Origin of the sequence: Actinomadura spongiicola (assembly GCF_003432485.1) — a bacterium.
GTDB lineage: Bacteria > Actinomycetota > Actinomycetes > Streptosporangiales > Streptosporangiaceae > Spirillospora > Spirillospora spongiicola.
In genome coordinates, this window is the sequence record NZ_QVNQ01000012.1 from 133,519 (window position 1) to 154,137 (window position 20,619).

The 20,619-nt window shown below is 71.7% G+C and carries 16 protein-coding genes, 1 other RNA gene and 1 pseudogene; 6 read left to right on the forward strand and 12 right to left on the reverse strand.

Going from position 1 to position 20,619, the window contains the following annotated elements; all coding sequences use genetic code 11:
* Positions 1 to 16 precede the first annotated feature (16 nt).
* Positions 17 to 670, reverse strand: a complete 654-nt coding sequence (locus tag D0T12_RS30835) for a DUF1361 domain-containing protein (RefSeq protein WP_117404183.1) — start codon at positions 668 to 670, stop codon at positions 17 to 19.
* 8 nt (positions 671 to 678) lie between these two features.
* A complete protein-coding gene (locus D0T12_RS30840; RefSeq protein ID WP_117404090.1) occupies positions 679 to 3,435 on the reverse strand; it encodes an ATP-binding protein in 2,757 nt (918 codons plus the stop codon).
* Between the two features lie 166 nt (positions 3,436 to 3,601).
* Here D0T12_RS30840 and D0T12_RS30845 point away from each other — a divergent pair, with 166 nt between their 5' ends.
* Positions 3,602 to 5,698, forward strand: coding sequence for a hypothetical protein (locus tag D0T12_RS30845; RefSeq protein ID WP_117404091.1), 2,097 nt, complete (start codon positions 3,602 to 3,604; stop codon positions 5,696 to 5,698).
* Between the two features lie 4 nt (positions 5,699 to 5,702).
* On the opposite strand, the gene D0T12_RS36835 is transcribed toward D0T12_RS30845, so the two are convergent.
* The 5 genes and pseudogenes from D0T12_RS36835 to D0T12_RS30865 form a co-directional block, all read right to left on the reverse strand.
* Positions 5,703 to 6,587, reverse strand: a complete 885-nt coding sequence (locus D0T12_RS36835) for a M48 family metalloprotease (RefSeq protein WP_233526387.1) — start codon at positions 6,585 to 6,587, stop codon at positions 5,703 to 5,705.
* 930 nt (positions 6,588 to 7,517) lie between these two features.
* Positions 7,518 to 7,598 (reverse strand): annotated as a pseudogene (locus D0T12_RS37480) (DUF2510 domain-containing protein); the annotation flags it as partial.
* A 68-nt stretch (positions 7,599 to 7,666) separates the two neighbouring features.
* On the reverse strand, positions 7,667 to 8,065 hold the full coding sequence (locus D0T12_RS30855; protein ID WP_117404093.1) for a hypothetical protein: 399 nt from the start codon (positions 8,063 to 8,065) through the stop codon (positions 7,667 to 7,669).
* 52 nt (positions 8,066 to 8,117) lie between these two features.
* A complete protein-coding gene (locus D0T12_RS30860; protein WP_117404094.1) occupies positions 8,118 to 8,462 on the reverse strand; it encodes a DUF6191 domain-containing protein in 345 nt (114 codons plus the stop codon).
* A gap of 45 nt (positions 8,463 to 8,507) precedes the next feature.
* Complete coding sequence (locus D0T12_RS30865) at positions 8,508 to 8,978, reverse strand: pyridoxamine 5'-phosphate oxidase family protein (protein WP_233526388.1); 471 nt, start codon at positions 8,976 to 8,978, stop codon at positions 8,508 to 8,510.
* A gap of 167 nt (positions 8,979 to 9,145) precedes the next feature.
* Between D0T12_RS30865 and D0T12_RS30870 the strand changes: the two genes are divergently transcribed.
* The 4 genes from D0T12_RS30870 (at position 9,146) to rnpB (ending at position 12,408) form a co-directional block, all read left to right on the forward strand.
* Positions 9,146 to 9,967, forward strand: a complete 822-nt coding sequence (locus D0T12_RS30870; protein ID WP_117404098.1) for a Nif3-like dinuclear metal center hexameric protein — start codon at positions 9,146 to 9,148, stop codon at positions 9,965 to 9,967.
* A 118-nt stretch (positions 9,968 to 10,085) separates the two neighbouring features.
* Entirely contained in the window at positions 10,086 to 10,829 is a 744-nt protein-coding gene (locus D0T12_RS36065) for a zinc ribbon domain-containing protein (protein ID WP_199487801.1), read from the forward strand.
* Complete coding sequence (locus D0T12_RS30880) at positions 10,826 to 11,956, forward strand: bifunctional RNase H/acid phosphatase (protein ID WP_199487802.1); 1,131 nt, start codon at positions 10,826 to 10,828, stop codon at positions 11,954 to 11,956. Before D0T12_RS36065 ends, D0T12_RS30880 begins: the two co-directional genes overlap by 4 nt.
* 59 nt (positions 11,957 to 12,015) lie before the next feature.
* An RNA gene (rnpB, locus tag D0T12_RS30885) (RNase P RNA component class A) lies at positions 12,016 to 12,408 on the forward strand.
* Between the two features lie 592 nt (positions 12,409 to 13,000).
* Here rnpB and D0T12_RS30890 read toward each other — a convergent pair.
* Entirely contained in the window at positions 13,001 to 13,429 is a 429-nt protein-coding gene (locus tag D0T12_RS30890) for a hypothetical protein (RefSeq protein WP_233526389.1), read from the reverse strand.
* 17 nt (positions 13,430 to 13,446) lie between these two features.
* Positions 13,447 to 14,259, reverse strand: a complete 813-nt coding sequence (locus tag D0T12_RS30895) for a hypothetical protein (protein WP_147339691.1) — start codon at positions 14,257 to 14,259, stop codon at positions 13,447 to 13,449.
* Positions 14,260 to 14,475: 216 nt separating this feature from the next.
* On the opposite strand from D0T12_RS30895, the gene D0T12_RS30900 reads away from it, so the two are divergent.
* Positions 14,476 to 14,697, forward strand: coding sequence for a hypothetical protein (locus D0T12_RS30900; protein WP_117404105.1), 222 nt, complete (start codon positions 14,476 to 14,478; stop codon positions 14,695 to 14,697).
* Positions 14,698 to 15,136: 439 nt separating this feature from the next.
* Here D0T12_RS30900 and D0T12_RS30905 read toward each other — a convergent pair whose 3' ends face one another.
* From D0T12_RS30905 to D0T12_RS30915, 3 genes are all read right to left on the reverse strand, one after another.
* On the reverse strand, positions 15,137 to 17,413 hold the full coding sequence (locus D0T12_RS30905) for a SulP family inorganic anion transporter (protein ID WP_117404107.1): 2,277 nt from the start codon (positions 17,411 to 17,413) through the stop codon (positions 15,137 to 15,139).
* A gap of 87 nt (positions 17,414 to 17,500) precedes the next feature.
* Positions 17,501 to 19,402 (reverse strand): hypothetical protein, encoded by a 1,902-nt coding sequence (locus D0T12_RS30910; RefSeq protein ID WP_147339692.1) that lies wholly within the window; start codon positions 19,400 to 19,402, stop codon positions 17,501 to 17,503.
* A 268-nt stretch (positions 19,403 to 19,670) separates the two neighbouring features.
* Entirely contained in the window at positions 19,671 to 20,270 is a 600-nt protein-coding gene (locus D0T12_RS30915; RefSeq protein ID WP_233526390.1) for a YbhB/YbcL family Raf kinase inhibitor-like protein, read from the reverse strand.
* Positions 20,271 to 20,619: the final 349 nt, after the last annotated feature.

Sequence of the window (20,619 nt, forward strand, 5' to 3'; positions counted from 1 at the left end):
CCCCCGGGCGCGGGCCTCAGGACGTGAGGGACGCGTGGAGGCGGCGGGCGCCCTTGACGGTCGCGTCGAACGACGCCTCGGCGACGGCCCTGGTCAGGAAGTGGCACAGCCAGGTGACCGCGAACGTGCCGATGATCAGGATGGGCGCCCAGGACCAGGTCAGATGGACGATGATCCGTTCGACGGCGCCCTGCGGGTCGGCGACGGGTTCCCAGCTGTTGAGGCGGGCCCAGCGTCCGAGGAAGACGCCGACGGCGCAGACGGCGTGCGCGGCGATGGTGACACGGCCTTGCCAGGCGCCGAGGCCGAGGCGGGCGAGATGGCGGAGCGCGGCGCCGAGGGCCAGGTAGTAGGCCAGGAAGCCGGAGCCGATGAACACCGCGTAGACGGGCAGGATGACGCTCACGACGGGCCCGCCGCGGTCGGCCAGCAGGATGTCGCCGCGCAGATGCACCAGATCGGTCACGACATACGGAGCATTCGGCAAGAAGAGAACAAAAAGGACAAGTCCGGCCCACCAGAAGGGTGAGCGGGACGGTCGCCGACCCCGGAAGAGCACCCAGGCCAGCCCCACCGGAATCCACGCCAGCAGGGTGTTCCACCCCATCCACCAGGCGTCACGGCGCAGGACGTCGACCAGATTCGGTGCCACCTGTTCCAGTACCCCCATGATCCCCATCATGCATGATCATCGGCGTCGGCCGTGTGGAGAAAGAGATCGAGCAGGCCGTCCACGTGGCCGAAAAGGGACGTCGCCTCGCGGAGCCGTTCCGGCCAGTCGGAGTCGGTGCGGAACGCGCCGACCGCGGTTTCGAGCGCCGACGGGGTCCCGCCCCAGAGGGCCACGGAACGGGCCCGCGGATCACGTTGGTCGCGTTCCCACCAGGTCGTGACATGACCGAACTGGTCGGCGAGAGTGTCACCGGGAATGGTTCTCTTATAGGCGGACGCCCATTCCTCGCTCAGTCGATGCCTGCCCGCGTCCGGGTCGTCCCGGTGCGCATGCTGGAGTTCCTCCAGAACGAGGCACCAGCGGTAGGGGGCCGCGAGGAACTCCGTCTCGCCGTCGGTGCAGGGGGCTCCGTGAAAGGTGGCGACGAGATGCCCGGCGAGCCCGGTCGGAGCGCCACGGGCCGCCACCGCGGCGTCGACCGCGTGGGACAGGGCACAGTCGCGCAGCCTTGAGGGCAGGCCGTCCAGCACGGAGACGTCCGGCTTCGGCGGCCCCCAGCCGGTCAGATGGGCCGCCGCGGCCAGTTCCGCCCACAGGACCAGCTCGGGACGGTCGGCCACCGCCCGCTGGGCGGCGCGCATGTCGCGGAGGGTGCACGGCAGGTCGCGGCAGTCCGCCCCGCAGGTGCCGCTTCGCGGGCTGACCAGCGCGCGGGGCGACGCGACCGGCGCGGCCTTCTCCAGGTGCGAGCCGTCCGGCATGCGGACCAGATGCGGGTAGTCCATGCCGTCGGTGAACACCGCGCCCTCCCCGGGCGTGAGCGTCACCAGGAACCGCGACTGCGCGTCGGTGATGTTCATGGTGGCGCCGACCGCGTCCCGGTCGTCCCGCGCGGGCAGCCGGTGGACGATCTTCACGGCGGTGTTCTTGATGACGTCCGGGACGAGCTTGGACGGGATCTGCTCCGCCACGATCAACCCCTCCCCGTACGCGCGGATCTCCGCGAGGAGGCTCGCGAACGTCTCCACGGCATGGGACGCGGGCCCCGCCTGCTCGCTACGGCGCAGCAGCCGGTGCGCCTCCTCGAACACGGTCAGATGACGCAGCCCGGCGCCCTCGCCCGCCCGCTGCCGCATCCGCAGATGCTCCACGAGCCGGACCAGGACCGTCCCCATGAGGAACGCCTTGTCACGGTCGTCGCCGACGTCCTCGATCTCCAGGACGACGTTGCGGCGGAGGAGCGCGTCGAAGTCGATCGGATGGCCGCCCTCGAAGAACCGGCCCGTCGTGCCGAGCCGCAGGCTCGACAGCCGGACACGGACGAACCCGCGCACATTGTCGGTGATCTCCTGGCCGTAGCCGATCTCGGTGACGACCTGTTCGGCGGCGGCCTGCAGGTCGGCGAGCGTCGGATGGCGCGGCGCGGCCCCGGGGACGGACGGTTCGCCGAGCGCCAGATCCCACCCGAGCCGCTCGTAGCAGCGGGTCAGCGCCGCCGACAGCACCTGCGGGAACGGCTCATCGGCGTCGAACGCGGCGAGGAACAACGCGCGGACGAGATCGGCGTGGGTCTGCAACGGGAACGGCCGCCCGTCCGGGCCCGCCGCCGGTTCCAGCGGGTTGATCCCCGCGGCGATGGCCTCGGTGTCGCCCGGCCGGATCGTGATCACCTCGGCGTCCGGGAGCCGCGCCGCCATCAGCCGGTACTCGGCCTTCGCCGGCTCGACCACCAGCCACGGCACCCCCGCGCCCGATGCCGCCGTGAGCAGCGACCGGACCGTCTGCGACTTGCCCGCGCCGGTCGCGCCGCACACGAACGTGTGCCGGTTCAGGCTGGACAGCGGCACCGACATCGGCCCGACGTCGCGGCGGTCGCGGTCCAGGACCCGGCCGAGGGCCACGCCGGTGCCCGCCGACTCGGGCGTCACGTCGAAGTCGGGCCGCATCACGAACCTGATCCCGGCGACCTCCCGGACCGGCGGCCGGGCGAGCGCCGCCACCAGCTGCGTGCTCGCCTCGAACGGCCCCGCGGCCCCCGGCACCAGGGCGTACGGCAACCGGCTCAGATCGGCCGACGCGCACACCAGCGCCGCGACCCGCGCCGCCGCCCGCTCGGTCGCCCCGCCCGCCATCAGCCGCACCCGCCACAGCCCCGACGTGGCCGCCCGGCGCAGCTCGCGGTGCCGCCGCTCCAACCGGACGGCCGCGACCGACTCCTCCGGCGACATCTCCGCCATCGACTGGGCGCGCCGCTGCCGGTCGGCGAGGTCGTCGGCGAGGAATCCGGCCTCCGCCGGGTCCACGGGCTCGGCGACCAGCAGCCACGCGAACGGCCGCGTCCAGACGGACAGGAGACCGTCCTCCAGGGACGGCCTCGCGGGCTCGTCGGGCGCGTCGTCGTCCACGAGCAGGCCGTCCGCGATGGCGCCGACGCTCACCCAGTGGGCCATGGAGTCCTCGGTGATGCCGTCCGGCACCGGCATGCCGCGTCCACCGGCCGGGAGGCTCAGCGTCGTGGCCCGCCCGTCATGGTCGGCGAGGAGCCCGTCCCCGCCGACGAACACCTCCGTGGGGCCGGACGGCCGTGTGCGCCGCCACCCGACCAGCACCGGGTCCCCGCCCGCGTGGTACGCCGACACCAGCGCGGCCAGCCGCTGGTCACGCCACTCGTCACGCCCGTCCGTCTCGTCCGGACGGGGCACCTCCAGCAGCCGGCACACCGGGAGGCCGCGCACCATGTCCCACATGTCAGTGAGTGCCATGGCCGGTCAGGCTATTGAGCAAGAAGCCCCGTGGGAAGCCCGAAACCGGATGGACGACCTGACAAGTCCGGTGTCAATCTGCTTGGGTTGATCACGCATCGCCGCGCACACCCCGTCCAAGGCGTGACGATCACCCTGCATCCGAACAGAACGGGAGTTCAGCGTCGTGAGGGGTGAACCCGTCGATCACGGACGGCTCGGGTCGCGCGTCGAGCGGCTCTTCAGTCCCGAACCGCGCCTCGGCTGGGTGTTCCGGGACCGCCGGGTGTTCCTGCGGCCCTTCGCCGAGGCCCCGCCGCTGCAGCGGCCGCTGCCGGAGTACCTCCCCCGCCGCGTCGCCGAGACCGAGGCGTTCGCGCGGCGCCACCTCAACCGGACGCTGCCGGTGAGCCTGGGCGTCGCCTCGATCCTGGTGCTCTTCGCCGCCTGCGCCGCCGCCTCCAGCGGCCCGAGCGGCTTCCCGGTCGGGACGCTGGTCCTGGCCGCCATCGCCGCCTCCCCTGGGGCCGTGATGGCGTCGTGGGCCGTCCGGCAGCGGCAGAGCGCCCGGGACGCCTACGAACTGGCCCGGCGGCAGAACACCGACGGGTACCACGAACAGGCCCGCCAATGGCAGGCCCGCAGGCAGGCGCACGACGCGTCCGAACACGCGCGGCTGGACGGGCTGCCCGAATGGGGCGCGGTCACGCGACCCGGCCGCCGCGTGGACGTGTTCGGCGGGACGCTGTGGTCGTGGGAGGCGCTGCTGACCACGTACGGGGCGTCCACGCTCGCCGTCCAGCCGCTGCTCGTGCTGGACCTGTCGCGTGAGGTCGTCAGCCGTGAACTCGTCGAACTGGCACGGGAGGCGTGGATGGGGGTGGACGTGCAACTGCTGCCGAGCCGCCAGTCGTCGTCCAGCCTGCTGACCGACCTGTCGCCGCGTGACCTCGTCGACGCGATCGTCGAGTCCATGCACGGCGGCACGCCCGACGCGGCGCGGGCCGAACGCAGCATGGACGACCGGATCCTCACCAAGATCTGCGAGGCGCTCGGCGACCACGTCACCCTGGGCAGGATCGCGGCCGCGCTCCGCGCGCTCATGGGCGAACCCGACGACGGCGAGGACCTGACCCGGGACGAGCGGCGGCGCATCGCGAACGAACTGTTCACCGTCGAGTACCGCCGCCAGGCCCACGCGAACCTGTCACGGATCGAGTCGTACGTGCATCCGCTGGAGGACCTCGGCACCGAACCCGAGCGGACCGGCGCCGGCTACCTGACGTGCGTCGCGCTGGACAGCCACGCCCGCAACGTCCGGTCCGAGCTGCTCACCGACCTGATCGTGCAGTGGGTCACGCACCGCGTCACCGCGTCCCGGGAGGCCACCCCCGCGGTCGTCGTCGTGGGCGCCGACGACCTGGCCCGCCGCCATCTGGAACGCCTGTCGGACGCGTGCGAACGGCGCGGCGTGCCGCTCACCCTGCTGTTCCGGCGGCTGCGGGACACGTCCGCGGAGATGATCGGCGGCGGGGCCGTCGCGTTCATGCGGCTCGGCAACCACGAGGACGCCGCCCGAGCCGCCGACTTCATCGGACGCGACCACCGCTTCGTCCTGTCGCAGATCACCAAGAACGTCGGCGGGAACGAGTCGCACACGTCCACCGTCACCGAGGGCGAGGGCGACTCCGAGACCCACAGCACCAGCCGCACGACCGGCACCGCCACCACCTGGGGGACGAGCCGTTCCTCCGGCGCCAGCTACTCGGGCGGCGAACCGTTCGGCATGTTCCCCGACCGCTCCACCTCCTACTCGCGCGGAAGCAACCGGGGCGGTTCCACCAGCCGCAGCGACACCGAGGGGACCGCGACCTCCACCTCCCGGAACTGGTCCGCCGCCCACGCCTACGCCGAGGGCACCAACTGGAGCGACGCCGACACGACGCAACGCGTGTACGAGTACGCCGTCGAACCCGTCACCCTCCAGCACCTTCCCGACCACGCACTGCTCCTGGTCGAGTCGGCCACCGGCGGGGGACGCACCCTCACACCGGTGGAATGCGACCCGTCGATCGTCACCCTGGACCGCGTCACCACCGGCCCCCTCCCGGAGCCGCCCGCCCCGCACGCCGCCCTCCCCGGCCCGGAACCCGCCCAGAACCCCCTGTGGGCCGCGCAACCCCCACCGACGTGGGCCGCGCCGCCGTCGACCGACCCGGGCCCGCCGCGCCACCGTCCACCCGGAGAAGGCGGCCCGCCGCCCCTCTTCGGCGGCAACCACTGAACCCTCAGCCGAGAAGCTTGCGACGCAACCCCTCGGCCCGCCGGACCAGGGGGAGCGGCATCGCCCGCCCGCTGTCGTCGAGCCGTTGCTCCACGGCCGCCAGCAGGTCGGCGCCCAACCCCATCCGCACGACCGCCGCGTCCGTCCGCGCCTCGGACCGGCCCGTCAGCAGACGCCCCGACAGCCGCGCGGCATGGGCGGCCCCGACCGGCAACGCCACCACGACCGTGACCGCCGCCGCGACGACGGCCATCAGGAAGACCAGCACGAACCCGATCGGCATGTGCCACGCCACGGCCCGCCGCCACATCGACGCGACCGGATCCCACAACGCCCGCCACACCCACGACGCGACCCGGCTCGGCGCCGTGACCTGTTCCCGGAGGAACGCGGGCCCCGCCCACCAGCCGAGCGAATGCCCCAACTCGTGCGCGAGCACCGCCGCCAACCGGTCCGGAGGCAGCGACCGTGCCGCATGGGACGTGACCGCGACCGTCCGCCCGAACGGCGTGCACGCGTTCAACGCGTCCGCGTCCACGACCACGAGCCGGTGAGCGCCACCGCCCGCCCGCCGCTGGACGTCCCGCCACGGCTGCTCCAACCGCCTCCGCTCCTCCGCGGTCGGCTCCCGGTAGCCGTACGCCTTCGGCGCGCTGAGCGTGGCGAGCAGCGAAACCGTCCAGAGGGCGAACAACACGACACCACTCCAGACCGGCCGCACCATAGGCAACCCGGCGGCAACAACCGAGACCACCACGGCCTCCACAAGCACGACCGTCCCGACCGACGCCCACCGCCGCCCGTCGCCGCGCTCGGGGACGTCCACCGCCCGCGACCGCCCCGGGGGCAGGAAACGAGGCTCCGCCGCCCCCACCGCGGGCAGGGGCATCTGAGCAAAGGCCGCCACCGACTCGGCGGATGCAGACGCCCCACTCACCCCGGCCGCTGCGACCGGTGCGCCATCACCCCGCGCCCCCACCGATCCGGCGTCCTCGTCCGCCACCGACCGATCCCGGGTCTCAGCCGGCTTCTCCGGCGGTAAAACCTGTTCCGCCTGCGGGGACGCGAGACGAGGAGCCGTACGAAAGGGCGGCGGCGGCCCAACCGACCCGGCACCATCCACCCCCCGAGCCTCCCCGGCCGACGGCGCCACACGCCCCGGCCGCAACGGCACGCCGCCCGGCGGGACACCGATCCGCGTACGAGGCGGCGAGGAAGCAGGCGACTCGGTATCGCCGGGCGCGGCAAGAGGCGGCGCGGTTGGTGGTGGTACGCGTCCCGGCCGCGGAGTGGCGGCGCCTGGCGGGGCGCTGTCCGGCGTTGGCCGTGGTGGCCCGGAAGCGGGCGGGTTGGTGTCGCGGGGCGTGGCGGAAGGCGGCGTGATCGGTGGTACGCGTCCCGGATGCGGAGGTGCGGTGCCTGGCGGGGTGCTGGTTCGCGTGGGTGGTGGCTTGGATGCCTGCGGGTTGGTGTTGCTGGACGCGGCGGGAGGCGGCGCCGTTGGTGGTGGTAGGCGTCCCGGCCGTAGAGGCGGAACACCCGACGGGTCGTCGGTTCGGGCGCGTGGTGGTTCGGGGGCGGGTGGGTTGGTGTCGGGCGGTGTGGCGGGACGCGACGTGGTTGGTGATGGTACGCGTCCTTGCCGTGGGGGCAGGGTGTTTGGCGAGGCGCTGTCCGGCGTTGGCCGTGGTGGCCCGGAAGCGGGCGGGTTGGTGTCGTGGGGGGTGGTGGGGGGCGAGGCGTGGTCCGGTCGTGGGGGTGGGGCGGTGTTGGAGGGTGTGGGGCGGCGGCGGGCGCGGCCCTCGTAGCGGCGGGACTGGTCTGTCCAGGTCTGTCCGTCCCAATAGCGTTCGCGGCCCATCAACTCCGGATCTGGGTACCAACCAGGTGGTGCGCTCACCGGACTCCGCCTCCCGTCGAAATCAGGTCAAGGCTTGCGCACGTCGCGACTCAGCGTCAACGGGGTGGTCACAGCTTGGGGGTGAAGGGGCGCTGATGGGCCGGGTCGTCCGGTTCGGCGAGGCCGCGCAGGGCCGTCTCGACGAGTTCGATGCCGTGCAGGAGGGTGACGAGGCGGGCGCCCTCGCGGCGGTAGGTGTCCAGGACGGACTCGATCCCGTGCGGGGGGACGACGTCGCCGAGGTCGACGCGGGCGGTGCGGAAGCCCTCGCGTGCCGCCTCGACGGACGCGGCGACGTGATGGCGGGCCATGCGGGCGAGGGCGATGGGGTAACGGCGCAGGACGCCGTACCGGCGGTACTCGGGCGGGACGAGTTCCAGCAGCCAGGCGAGGGCGGTGTCCTCGAAACGGTCGGAACCCGGTGGGTGCACCTGCGAGGGCCAGCCGGGCGGAACGTAGGTGCTCACCTGGAAAGGATAACCTCAGTTCGAACTTACGTTCGAGTGATGATGTCGTGCGTCATTCGGGGCCGGACTCGCGGCGGATGCGGATCTTGCCGGAGGTGAGGTCGTCGCGGGTGGCGCCCGAGCCCGTCTGCTCGTGGTCGTCCTCGCGGAGCAGCTTCTGCCGCTCCTGCTCCTCGACCTTGATCTTCTTCGAGCCCTCGAACACGGAGGCGAGGTCCTCGGCCAGGCCGCCGCCGAAGCCCGCTCCGGTCTTGCCGTCGCCGCGGATGGCGCCCATCAGGGTCGGCTTGCCCGTCCCGTCACGGGGCCATTCGACGGTCTCCTGCTCGGCCGGCTCGGGGCGGTTGCCCATGGCACGGCCCTTGACGCGCTTGCGGCGACGAAAGGGTGACTTCACACATGCTCCAACGCGATGAGTCTCCAGATTGATCCCGGGGGACGTTCAGTGTCCGAACGACCATCGGGTCGGGGAGCCGGTGAAGTCTCCCTGGGCGAGCCCGAACGCCTGCTGTGGCCGCACCGCGACGGTCGCGTTCACCTCGGGGTCCAGGAAGTCCACACGATATCGGGTCGCGTACTTGGAGTTGACCAGGTCGATGAAGCGTTGCAGGTCTCGCCTGTCGGTGAGGATCTCCGCGCGTCCCTCGATGACGACGGGTTCCTCGGCCCCCTCGGTGGTCACCACGACCTGCGGGTTCGCCCTCAAATTCAGAATCTTGCGGGACGGCGCGCTGCTGCTGAACAACAGCGCCTCGCCGTCCCAGGCGCCCCACACCGGCATGGCGTGCGGGCGTCCGTCCGGACGGACGGTGCACAGCCAGAAGTTGCGCGCGGACTCCAACCGTTGGACGGCCCAGGACCACGGGAGCAGCCCGCTTCCCTCGTCCGGTCCCCGGACTCCGTAGCCGGGCATGTGCGGCCGTTGTGCGGTGGGCTTGGCAGACCGCGGTTCCGCGGAGGCGGCGGAAGCCGACATGGGCGAACTCCTCTCGATCGGGATGCCCCCCGTCCATCGTTTCAGACGCGGGCGCTCCCGAGTGACGCTCGTTGGCGGGGTCGCGGCGCGGTAGCCTGCGGGACGTGCGCCTATCCCATGTCATCGCGGTCCTCGAAGAGCTGTATCCGCCGTCGTGGGCCGAGTCCTGGGACGCCGTCGGGCTCGTCTGCGGCGATCCTGACCAGGAGGTCCGCCGGGTCCTGTTCGCCGTCGATCCGGTGGCCGCGGTGCTGGACGAGGCACTGGAATGGGACGCGGATCTGATCGTCACGCACCATCCGCTGCTGCTGCGCGGGGTCCACTCGGTGGCCGCGACCACGCCGAAGGGACGTCTCGTCCACCGGATGATCGTGAACGGGGTGGCGCTGCACACCGCGCACACCAACGCCGACCGCGCCGACCCGGGCGTGTCGGACGCGTTGGCGCGGGCGGTCGGCCTCACCGGCGTGTTGCGTCCGATGGTCCCCGCCGACGACGATCCCCGCCGCGGCCTCGGCCGGATCGGGGAGCTGGACGCGCCGCTCACACTGCGGGACTTCACCGGACGGGTGGCCGCCGGGCTGCCGCCCACCGCCTGGGGTGTGCGCGCGGCGGGTGATCCGGACCGTCCCGTCCGCACCGTCGCCGTGTGCGGCGGCGCGGGCGACTCGCTGCTGGACACCGCGCGGGCGGCGGGCGTCGACGTGTACGTCACCGCCGACCTGCGGCACCATCCCGCGTCGGAGTTCGCCGAGCACGGCGGGCCCGCGCTGGTGGACGCCGCGCACTGGGCGACGGAGTGGCCCTGGCTCGCCGACGCCGAACGGCGCCTGGTCGCGGCCTCACCGGAGGCGGGCAAGCTGGAGACGCGGGTGTCCACGATCGTCACCGACGCGTGGAGCCTCCACGACGAGGGAGCGCGTTGACGTCGCCGGCGCACGAAACAGGATGAGCTTCACAGCAAGGGGTCACTTTGACTAATCCACCGCCGGAATCCGTTGTACGGGAGCGTGACGGATCGGCCATCCGCACGGGAGGTTCTCGGTGAAAGCCGCACCGCAGGCCCAGCTTCGCCTGATCGACCTGCAGGAGCTCGACAGCTCGCTGGACCGGCTGGCGCACCGGCGCCGGACCCTGCCCGAGCTGGCGGAGATCGAGCGGCTGGAGACCCGGCTGACCGAACTGCGCGACGCGATCGTGGCCGCCGAGACGGAGGTCGACGATCTTCAGCGGGAGCAGCGGAAGGCGGAACAGGACGTGGAGCAGGTCCGCACCCGCGCCGACCGTGACCGCAAACGGCTCGACTCCGGGCAGGTGACGTCCGCCAAGGACCTCGGCAGCCTCCAGGCGGAGATCGAGTCGCTCCAACGCCGCCAGTCCGACCTGGAGGAGGTCGTTCTGGAGATCATGGAACGGACCGAGGAGGCCGAGGGCAGGGTCGCGGCGCTGCGCGCCGACCAGGCCACCGCGCAGGAGGAACTGGCCGCCCTCGTCGACCGCCGTGACACCGCCCAGCGGGAGATCGACGAGGAGGCCGCGACGACCACGACCGCCCGCACGGCCGTCGCCAAGGACGTCCCGGACGACCTGCTCGCCCTCTACGAGAAGCTGCGCGGCCAGTTCGGCGGCGTCGGCGCGGCCAAGCTGTTCCGCGGCGCCTGCCAGGGCTGCCACCTGGCGCTCAACACCGTGGACCTGAACCGTATCCGCGCCGCGGCCGACGACGAGGTCATCCGCTGCGAGGAGTGCCGCCGCGTCCTCGTCCGGACCCCAGAGTCGGGGCTGTGAGCGCGGGACGCGGCGGGACGGGCGGTCGCAGGCTCGTCGTCGAGGCGGACGGCGGTTCGCGCGGCAACCCCGGCCCCGCCGGGTACGGGGCGGTCGTCCGCGACGCGCTCACCGGGGAGGTCCTCGCGGAGGTCGCCGAGGCGATCGGGCACGCCACGAACAACGTGGCCGAGTACCGGGGCCTGATCGCCGGGTTGACGGCCGCCGCCGGAGTCGACCCGTCCGCCCGCGTCGAGGTCCGGATGGACTCCAAACTCGTCGTGGAGCAGATGTCCGGGCGCTGGAAGATCAAGCATCCGGACATGATTCCGTTGGCGACACGGGCCCGGGAGCTCGCGGCGGGCCTCGGCGCGGTGTCCTACGGCTGGATCCCGCGGAACCGGAACGCGCACGCCGACCGGCTCGCCAACGAGGCGATGGACGCGGCGGCCCGCGGCGAGCCGTGGGTCCGCGGGGTGGAGGAGACGCCGGGGGAGCCGGAGCCGCCGCCGCCCGGCTGGTCGCGGCCGTCGTCCACCTCGATGACCACGGTCCTGCTGCGGCACGGCGAGACGCCCCTGTCGGTCGAGCGTCGCTTCGCCGGGATCCGCGACGTCCCGCTCACCGCGAACGGCGTCGCACAGGCCCGCGCCGCGGCCCTGACCCTGAAGAACCGTGGGCTCGACGCGATCGTCAGCTCCCCGCTGTCCCGCTGCCGCGCCACCGCCGCCGAGATCGCCGCCGTCACCGGGCTGGCCGTCCGGGTCGAGGACGGCTTCCGCGAGACCGACTTCGGCGAGTGGGAGGGCCTCACGTTCGCCGAGGCGGACAAGGCGTGGCCCGTCGAGATGAAGGCGTGGCTCGCCGACCCGGACGCCGCCCCGCCCGGCGGGGAGAGCTTCGCGCAGGTGTCCCGCCGTGTCCGCACGGCCCTGGACAAGTTGAAGGTCCGCCACCGCGAGCGGACGGTCCTCGTCGTCTCGCACGTCACCCCCATCAAGCTCCTGGTGCGGGACGCGCTGGGCGCGCCGATCTCGGCCCTGTTCCGGATGCACCTGGACGTGGGGGCGCTCTCGTCCATCGACTGGTACCCCGACGGCCCCGCGACCCTCCGCGCCTACAACGACGTCCACCATCTGGAGAGCTGACCGAAGCCCGTTCGGTACGCGTTCGACTCGCGCACCCACTAACCTTGAAGGACGGCGGACGAGCCGGCCGGACGGCCGCGTCGGGGAGCGATCCCCGTCGAGGAAAGTCCGGGCTCCACAGGGCAGGGTGGTCGGTAACACCGACCCGGGGCGACCCGCGGGACAGTGCCACAGAAAACAAACCGCCGCCGGTGCGCCGGCGGTAAGGGTGAAACGGTGAGGTAAGAGCTCACCGGCGCCCACGGTGACGTGGGCGGCCCGGTAAACCCCACCCGGAGCAAGGTCAAGAAGGGGCCGCGAGGCTCCGCGCAGGTGCTCGAGGGCTGCCCGCCCGAGCCTGCGGGTAGACCGCTGGAGGCCGTCGGCAACGACGGTCCGAGATGGATGGCCGTCACCCGACCCCCTTTCGGGGGCGTCAGGTACAGAACCCGGCTTACAGGCCGACTCGTCCGCCTCCATCCCTCTCATCTGCGACGCGGCACTCATAAGCCCGCCGGCTCCCGCCGTGGATCCGTCTGCGCTTCACCGACAAGACTCCCGATCGCACCCGGGTCCATCGTTTCGCTGATGCTCGCGTGCCCGAGACGGCTCTGCGCGACCCTCGGGTTCAGGTTCGAAAGGTGGCGGAGGTCGTGAAACCGCGCGTCCTCCGGCGGTCCGGCTGCCACGACGACCTCTCGCCGACAGCCACCGGACGATCCCGCGGCACCGGTTCGTGACGAGCACCTCGTCCGCACCCCAGCCCGGTCACTGCATGTGCCGCGTGCCCTCGGTGAGGATCAGATAGTCAGCCGGGGCGCCTTCGTCTCGAACGGCATTCGATGCATTTCAGCCGTGGCCCCTCTCGTGTCAATGCTGACACTGATCGACTCCAGGATCTTCTGCCGGGGCCATATGACGCATACCCGTGCGCCGAGAAGATGGGATCCACGGCGCGCGCTCATGTGCGAAGCGATGAGAGTCGCCGAGTGTCGAAACGACCGACCGTGGTGGGTGCGCCCGAACCGGCCATGTCGGCGCCCGATGTGCGTATGGCGGGTGGGTTTACGGGTGGCTGTTCCCGGTGCGCAGGAAGTTTTCCAGTTCGCGGATGTCGTCCAGGTCCTTGTCGCGGCCCAGGGCCTGCTTCCAGGCGAGGGTCAGGTCCAGCGGCAGGAAGTTGACGCCTTGTACCACGTCCGCTTTTTCGATCAGGTGGTCGACGTCCCATCCCAAGGTGCGAGGGAACCAGCCGTTGAGTATCTCAACGTGAATTCCATGGCGGGAAATGTGGGCGACGAGCACGTCATCGTAGGGTGCGCGGGTGACGCCGTACCGTGTTTCGACCTTTTCCCATTCTGGGCCGCGTGCGACGATGTCGATATCCTGAATGCTGGAGCGCAGACCGTGGACGAGGAGCGGTGCGCTCCCCGCGACAATGAAATCCGCATACCTCAGATCAAGGGACTCCAGCGTCTCGATCAGGGAATCCACATCGTTCAAAGTGCCCTCTACATGGGTTTCAGGTCGAGTGCGACCCGTACTATGACCGCCCAGAGTACACCGAAGAGAACACTGAGGAAAGTTCCTATGATGAATCTCTCACCAAATTTCCTTTCCTTCTCGATCTCGGGATGCCTGGCCAGCGACTTCGCGGCGATGACCAGCGCCGCGGCCGCCGCCTGGCCGCCGGCGACGAAGGCGAAGACCAGGGCCCGCTCGAACCAGCCGATATATGCGTAGGTCTCGCTGAAAGCTAATATTTCGGAGCGGGTGCGCGGAGCGCCGGTGTCGAAGCGGGCATATATTCGCGCGACTATTTCATGACTGACGAAGGTCGCGGCCAGGAAGCCCGAGAGCACGATGATGAGACTTCGGTTGTTAATCTTGGAGAGGACGCTTCCCGGCGTGAGTTCGAAGTCGATCGAAATTTCGAGCAGCAAAAGGGTCAGCGCGGCCAGAATCAGGGCGCTCGCCACCGAGCGTCGATGCGGGGAACTGCCCTGCCTCCTCATCCAGGAGACCGCGAAACCCAGTTCGCGCCTGGTGCGCGTCACCATTCGGACGAGATAGATGCGGATTCCGAACAGCCGATCCGGAGCGGCGTTCTGGGAGTTCCCGTCAACGATCTTCTCCCACACCCGCAGCGCGCAGCACCAGAACATGGCGAGAAGCGTGAGCGCGACGACCTTCCACCAGGCGAGCGACGGCGCCAGAACCCAGACGCTGTAGAGCCCGGCGAACACCACCCGGAACAGGAACGACCGCCGCACCTGCGGCAGGCTGTCGGGTAACAGGACCGCCACCCACAGCCCGATGAGCACGCTCGCCGACTCCATTCGCCCTCCCGTCGCCGCCGGTTAGACGGACGATCGAACCCCTCCGTTCCTGGCCGAACCCCAGTGGCAGAGGGCTCACCTCAATTGGGGCGCACGACACAGAGAGGTTGAAACGGGGCGCTTAATGTCAAGGCAAGAGCTGATCGCCTTGATCGGTGACGAAGCGGGGCCGGTGCTGAGTCCCCGTGGAGAGGAGCACTGATGTTCGTCATCGCTTTCGTGGCCCTCGTGCTCGCCGGGGTTCTGGCCGGTGCCGTCTACCTGTGGGACTTCTCGCGCGCCAGCCGGCGCGACGCGCTGTTCCTGCCGGCGACCGACCGTCGCGCTCGGCGGGCGCGCCGTATAACGGGGATGTACGCCCGCGACTATTCACGCAACGAAGAGCTGGTCACCCCGCTGGCGGGAGAGCGCCGCGGGGTCTGACGGCTCGATGACCGTCCAGCGAGGATCCGTCGACGACGCGAGCGCCACCGGGGCCGACCCTCGCCGGGACATCGGAGACCGTGAGGATCGGCGCCACAGGGGCGCGCCGCGGCGTGGCGGTCACGATTCGGTGCCCCTCCGGCCCCGGTGGCCGCGGCTTTGGCAGCTGGGGCCGATCGCTTCCCGGTCCACTGGCAGGTGAGGTCGGCGAAAACCGGCGGCGCGATACCCGTCCGCCCATTTAGAGGAGTGCTCGCTCCAGCTCCCGATTCACAAGGGCCGGCCGTCACGTGAGCGCTTGTCCGGCCCGTCTGAGCGCACAGTGGGCGCCCCTACCAGCCCATTCGAGGGTTGGTCGCTGTGATGGGCGGCAGAGCGGTTCCAGGTGTCGCACACCCTCGGCCGACGCTGGGTGCCCTCAGCCGGGGCTGTAGGGCACTCAGGTGAGGGTGCGGGGGTGTGGGGGTTCGTCCGGGACGGGCTCGGCGGGAACGGGGGAGAACGTTCCCGTGGTGCGGTCGAGGATCTCGACGTTGGCGGACTGCAGGTCGAGGTAGAGGCCCACGAGTTCGATCTCGCCGGACTCGACCCGTTCCCGGAGCCACGGGTAGGTGAGGAGGTTGTCCAGCTGCTGCATGACGTTGATCTTGCAGAGGCGGGTGAGAGGCGACTCGTCCGTGCCGGACGGTTGTTCGGCGAGGAAGCGGGCGAGGCTGTGGTTGCCGTGTTTGAGCCAGCGGGACAGGCCGGGCAGGTGCTCGACCTCGGCGCCGCCGGCGAGGAGCGCGGCCATGGCGCCGCAGTTGGAGTGGCCGCAGACGGTGATCGTCCGGATGTCGAGGACGTTGGTGGCGTACTCGACGGTGGCCGCGACGGAGTCGTCGGGGGTACGGGAGCCGTGCCGGGGGACGAGGGCGCCCACGTTCCGGTTGATGAACAGGTCGCCGGGGCCGCTGGCGGTGATGATGTTGGGGACGATGCGGGAGTCCACGCACGTGATGAACAGATGCTGGGGTTTCTGCTCCATCGCCAGCTCGGCCATGATCGGCCGGACGAGCCGGGCGGTGCGGCCGTGGTACTCGCGGACGCCGGCCAGCAGCACGGCGGCCGGGGACACCTCGGGCGCGTCGAGTTCGGTCTCGGAACGCCGCCGACGATTCGCCCATGGAGCCCACCAACGGGCAGACGGTGGCGTTTTGCGCGGCTGAGACATTTCGCCTGTCACAGCCCTTTCATACCAAGCCTCGTGAACCTCGTCGATGTCGACCCTGCCGCCATGACGTTCGTGGGCCAGCCTCCACTGGTGGACGGCGTCGAACGCGGCGTGATCCATGAAGTCGACGTTCAGGTCCAGGTCGACATGGGAGCCGGGCGGAACGTCCTGCAGGAGGCGCGTCACCTTCGGCACGCCGAGGAACGTGAGGGTGCCCTCGACGACCACGTGAACGCGGGTAGGCACGGGCCCGTCCTCCGGTGCCGGGACGAGATGCTCCGCGCGGACCGACAGCCGGGTCAGCCGCCGCAGCGCCATGATCGCCATGATGCCGATGCCGAGCAGGACGCCCTCGCCGAGCCCGAGGAAGACCACGCCGACGAGGGTGGCGAAGTAGGCGGGCGCCTCCCGATGGTGACGAAGGTCACGCACGCGGGCGGTGTCGACGAGGCGGAGTCCGAGGACGACCAGCAGCGCGGCGAGCGCGGGCAGCGGCACCTGTTCGATGAGCGGGCCGCAGGCGAGCGCCAGCACGAGCACCCAGACCCCGTGCAGGACCGTGGACGCGCGGGTACGGGCCCCGGCCTCCATGTTCGCCGTGCTCCGGACGATCACACCCGCGATCGGGAGGCCGCCGAGGAACCCCGACAGCGCGTTGCTCGCGCCCTGCCCGAGCAGCTCCCGGTCGAGGTCGGCGCGGGGGACGCCGGCGGGACGCCGGCGGTCGATGGCCACGCTGCACAGCAGCGATTCGACGGCCGCGACGAGCGCGACGGACACGACGGCGCCGACGATGCCGGGCAGCGAGCCGTGCGGCAGGACGGGGGCGTCCCATCCGCTGAGGAGGGTGTCCGGCAGTTCGACGCGCTGCGCGTTCCAGCCGAGCGACCACGCGGTCGCGGTGGCGAGGGCGATGGCGGGCAGGGGGCCGGGGATGAGCCGGAGCCATCCCCCGCGCGGAAGTCGCGACCAGACCAGCAGGACCAGGACCGTCAGCGACCCGAGCAGCGCCGGATGGGTGTGCGGGTGGAGCAGTTGCCCCGGCAGTTCGCGGAGGTTGTCGATCGCCGACTGCTGGGGGCTGCCGCCGAGCACCACGTGCACCTGCGCCAGGATGATGACGACGCCGACGCCCGCGAGCATTCCGTGGACGACGGCGGGGGAGACGGCGAGCGCGGTGCGGGCGACCCGGCTGGCGCCGAGCGCGAGTTGCAGCAGCCCGGCGAGCAGGGTGATCGTGCAGGTGGCGCGCCAGCCGTAGGTCTGGACGAGCCCGGCGACGATCACGGTGAGCCCGGCGGCGGGTCCGCTGACCTGGAGCGCCGATCCGCCGATGCAGCCGGCGACGATCCCGCCGACCACGGCGGCGATCAGCCCGGCGGCGACCGGGGCGCCGGAGGCGACCGCGATACCCAGCGACAGGGGGATGGCGACGAGGAAGACCACCAACGAGGCGGGGAGGTCATGCCGAAGGGTGGAAACGCTCGGTAGTCGTGGAGTCACTCCGCATATATATCCGGCCCCGTGCCGCTTCACCCCTGAACACGTCGAGGGCCGCCGGACACGTCCGGCGGCCCTCGTTGGAAGGTGTCAGCGGCGGTAGTTCTCCCAGTCGTCGGCGGGCTGGCGGGAGCCGTACGGGCCGGTGTCGTTCGGGTGGCCCTGCTGGTAGCCGCCCGGTTGAGGGACGCCGTACCCGCCGGGCCCGTACGACTGGGTGGCGCCCGGGTCGCCGTAGCCGCCGCCCGAGGCACCCTGGTCGGACGGTGGGGAGAGCGGGTCCGCGCCGCCGTTGTAGCTGCTGCCGCTGAAGTCGCCGTAGACGCCCTGCCCGTCGGTACCCGTACCGGAACCGCCGTCGAACGTGGCGTACGGTTCCCGGCCGGTGCCGTTCAGCGGGTCGTCGTAGCGGGACGAGTCGCCGTACGCGGGAGCCGTCGGGTAGCCGTCGCTCTGCTGACCCTGTCCGTAACCGGACGTGCCGCCGAGCCCCGACTCGTAGCCGGAGGGCGCGCCGGAGTCGTAGCCGCCGGTCTGGCCGGATGTGGACCACGGGCCGGTGGTGCCGGTCCCCGAGCCGGTGCCGAACGAGCCGGTGCCGAGGGGGTCGCCGAGCGGGTCGTTCAGCGAACCGCCGTAGGAGCCGCCGCCCGTGTCGGAAGGCGAGCCGGACGACCGCTGCCGGTCGTTCTGGATGCGCTGGAGCAGCTCGTCCACGGTCGGGAGCTTGTGACCGTCGGTGTCGGTGCCGGGGGCGCCGCCCTGCGCCGCGGCCGCGGGCGGCGGAGGAGCGGGCGCCGCGGGAGCGGGCGGTGCGGACGGCTCGTCGGTGCGGCCGAGGGGCAGGCCGAGCGGGTCGGACACGCGCGGGTCGGACACGCGCGGGTCGGACACGCGCGGGTCGCCGCCGGGCTGACCGCCGCCCGACCCGGACGAGCCGAGGCCGAAGTCGTAGCCGTCCTGGCGGCCCGCCGGGGGCGGACCGGCGGCGGCGGCGGGACGACCGCCCAGCGGGTCGGACCCGTAGGACGGCTCGTGCGTCCCGTGCGGGGACGGGTCGCCGTAGACCGGGTCGGGGGCGCCGCCGTACTGGTCGCTCTGGCCGAAGTCGGCCGCGCCGAACGCCGGTTGCGGCTCCTGCCCGCCATAGGTTTCCTGCCCGCCGTACATGGGCTGTTCGGGGACGCCGGGACCGCTTCCGTAGGGCGGTTGCGGGCCGCCCTGCGGGCCGGGGCCGCCGGGTCCGGTGAGGTCGGCGGGGATCGGGTCGAGCGCGGTGGAGCCGGGGTCCTGGTTCGCGAACGGGGAACCGCCCTGGAAGCCGCCGGGCGCGGCCATCTGCTGGGGACCGGTTCCGCCGCCCTGGCCGCCGGGCGCGCCCATGCCGCCGAAGGTCGGGCCGTCGGCGCCCATGGAGACCGGCTGGGTCAGGTTCGGCTGGTGCGGGAGCGGCTGGTCGGCGGGGGCCTGCTCGACCGGCGCCTGCGCGTTCAGCGGGTCGGCGGCGGGGTCGACGTCGCCGCGCTCGCCGTCGTGGTCGTGCTGCCATGGGAACTTGGGCTTGTCGAAGGTGATCGTCGCCCAGTAGTCGTCGTCGGCCATCTCGTCCGACGCCTGGCCGCTCGGCGCCGGCGGGGGCGGGGCCTGCGGTCCCTGCGGTACCTGAGGCCCCGGCGGCCCCTGCGCCGCCTGGGCGGTGGGAGCGGCGAGCGGGCCGCCCGCGACACGGCGGTCGTGGGCCGGCTCGGGAGCGCCCTGACGGTCGTAACCGGAGTCGTACCCGGTGTCGTAGCCGTCGTTGTACCCGTAGCCCTCCGGGCCGCCCATGTCCTCGTGCTGTGGGGCTCCCCGGCGGCCGCGCGGCTGCGGCTCGTCGTCCATCCAGTCGTCGTCGTCGCGTCCCGCTCTGCTGGCCCGCAGGCCCAGGGCCACGAGGACGACCACGAGGACCACGACCACGATGAGGCCGAAGACCACGATGTATGAAGTCATGCCACCACCCAATGCCTTGGCTCGGCGAGGAGTTCCGGCGCGGACCTCGGGCCCGTTCCGGCTGTCGCCGGCGGCCTGTCGTCCTCGGGAGTCCGCCGCCCCGGCTTAGCCCGATTCTGTCCGACCGCTATGACCGTTGTCACACCCTTCGCGCACATTTACCCTCACACGGCGCGTGCCGACCGGTCCAATTCCGCCCGTCGGTACGCCCCTGTCGGCTCCGGCCCCCCGGTGGGGTCCGCCTTGACCCTGTGCTGAGACTCCACGGTCAACGCGCCTGCTTGCCGCCGAAGTTCCCGGTGATCCGTCCCCGTCCGATCGTGTGCTCGGCGATGGCGGGCAGCGAGTCCTTCAGTGCGGCGCCGTTCTGGAACGGTGCCGGATCGTCCAGTGCGTAGATGGTGAACCGGTACCGATGCCGCTCTCCCTTGGGCGGGCACGGCGGCGCGTATCCCGCCTTCTTGTCTGTGGTCAGTCCTTCGACGGTCCTGTCCAGACGTGCTCCCTCGACGACTTCGTTCACGGTTCCGTCGATGCCCGCGATCACCCAGTGGACCTGGGCGCCGCCGGACGCGTCCGGGTCGTCCATGACGATCGCGAACGATCTGGTCCCGGCCGGCGTGCCCGACCACCGCAACGGCGGGGTCTTGCCCTGCCCGCCAGGGTACGTCGTGCAGCCGTATCTCGGGGGCAAGTCGCGGCCATCGCGGAACACGGGGCTCGTCACCGTGAACCATTCGGACAGCTCGGCGCTCTTGTTCTGGGGCTCGCCGATCAGCCCGCAGCCGCCGACGGTGCCGGCGAGCGCGAGCGCCGCGACCGTGGTCACGGCCGCGGCCGGAATCGGACGCCGGTCTCTGCTCATCATCGATTTCGCTCCCGGGCGAGATCGTACGCCGCGCGCCGCCGCGTCGCCGTCAACTCGGCTCCGCGTCTCGGTGGCCGCGTCCGCCGCCGGCGCCCCCTTCCGTGTCCGCCCCAACCATAGGGCTTCGCGGGGAGTGGATCGCGCCTTTCGTCCCGTCGGGTGACGGCCCTCCCGGCGCGGACCTTGTGACGTTGGTCATGCGTGCTTTGGTCATGTATGTCGGGAAAATTGGGAAGGAGTGGCGAGTTTCACAGCCTCACGCGCCCGATTCTTTGCCGGTTCGGGAAATTTTCCTGTTCTTCGCAGGGTTCTGATTGGTGTCGGAGGCGCCCCATCGAGTAGCTTGTGA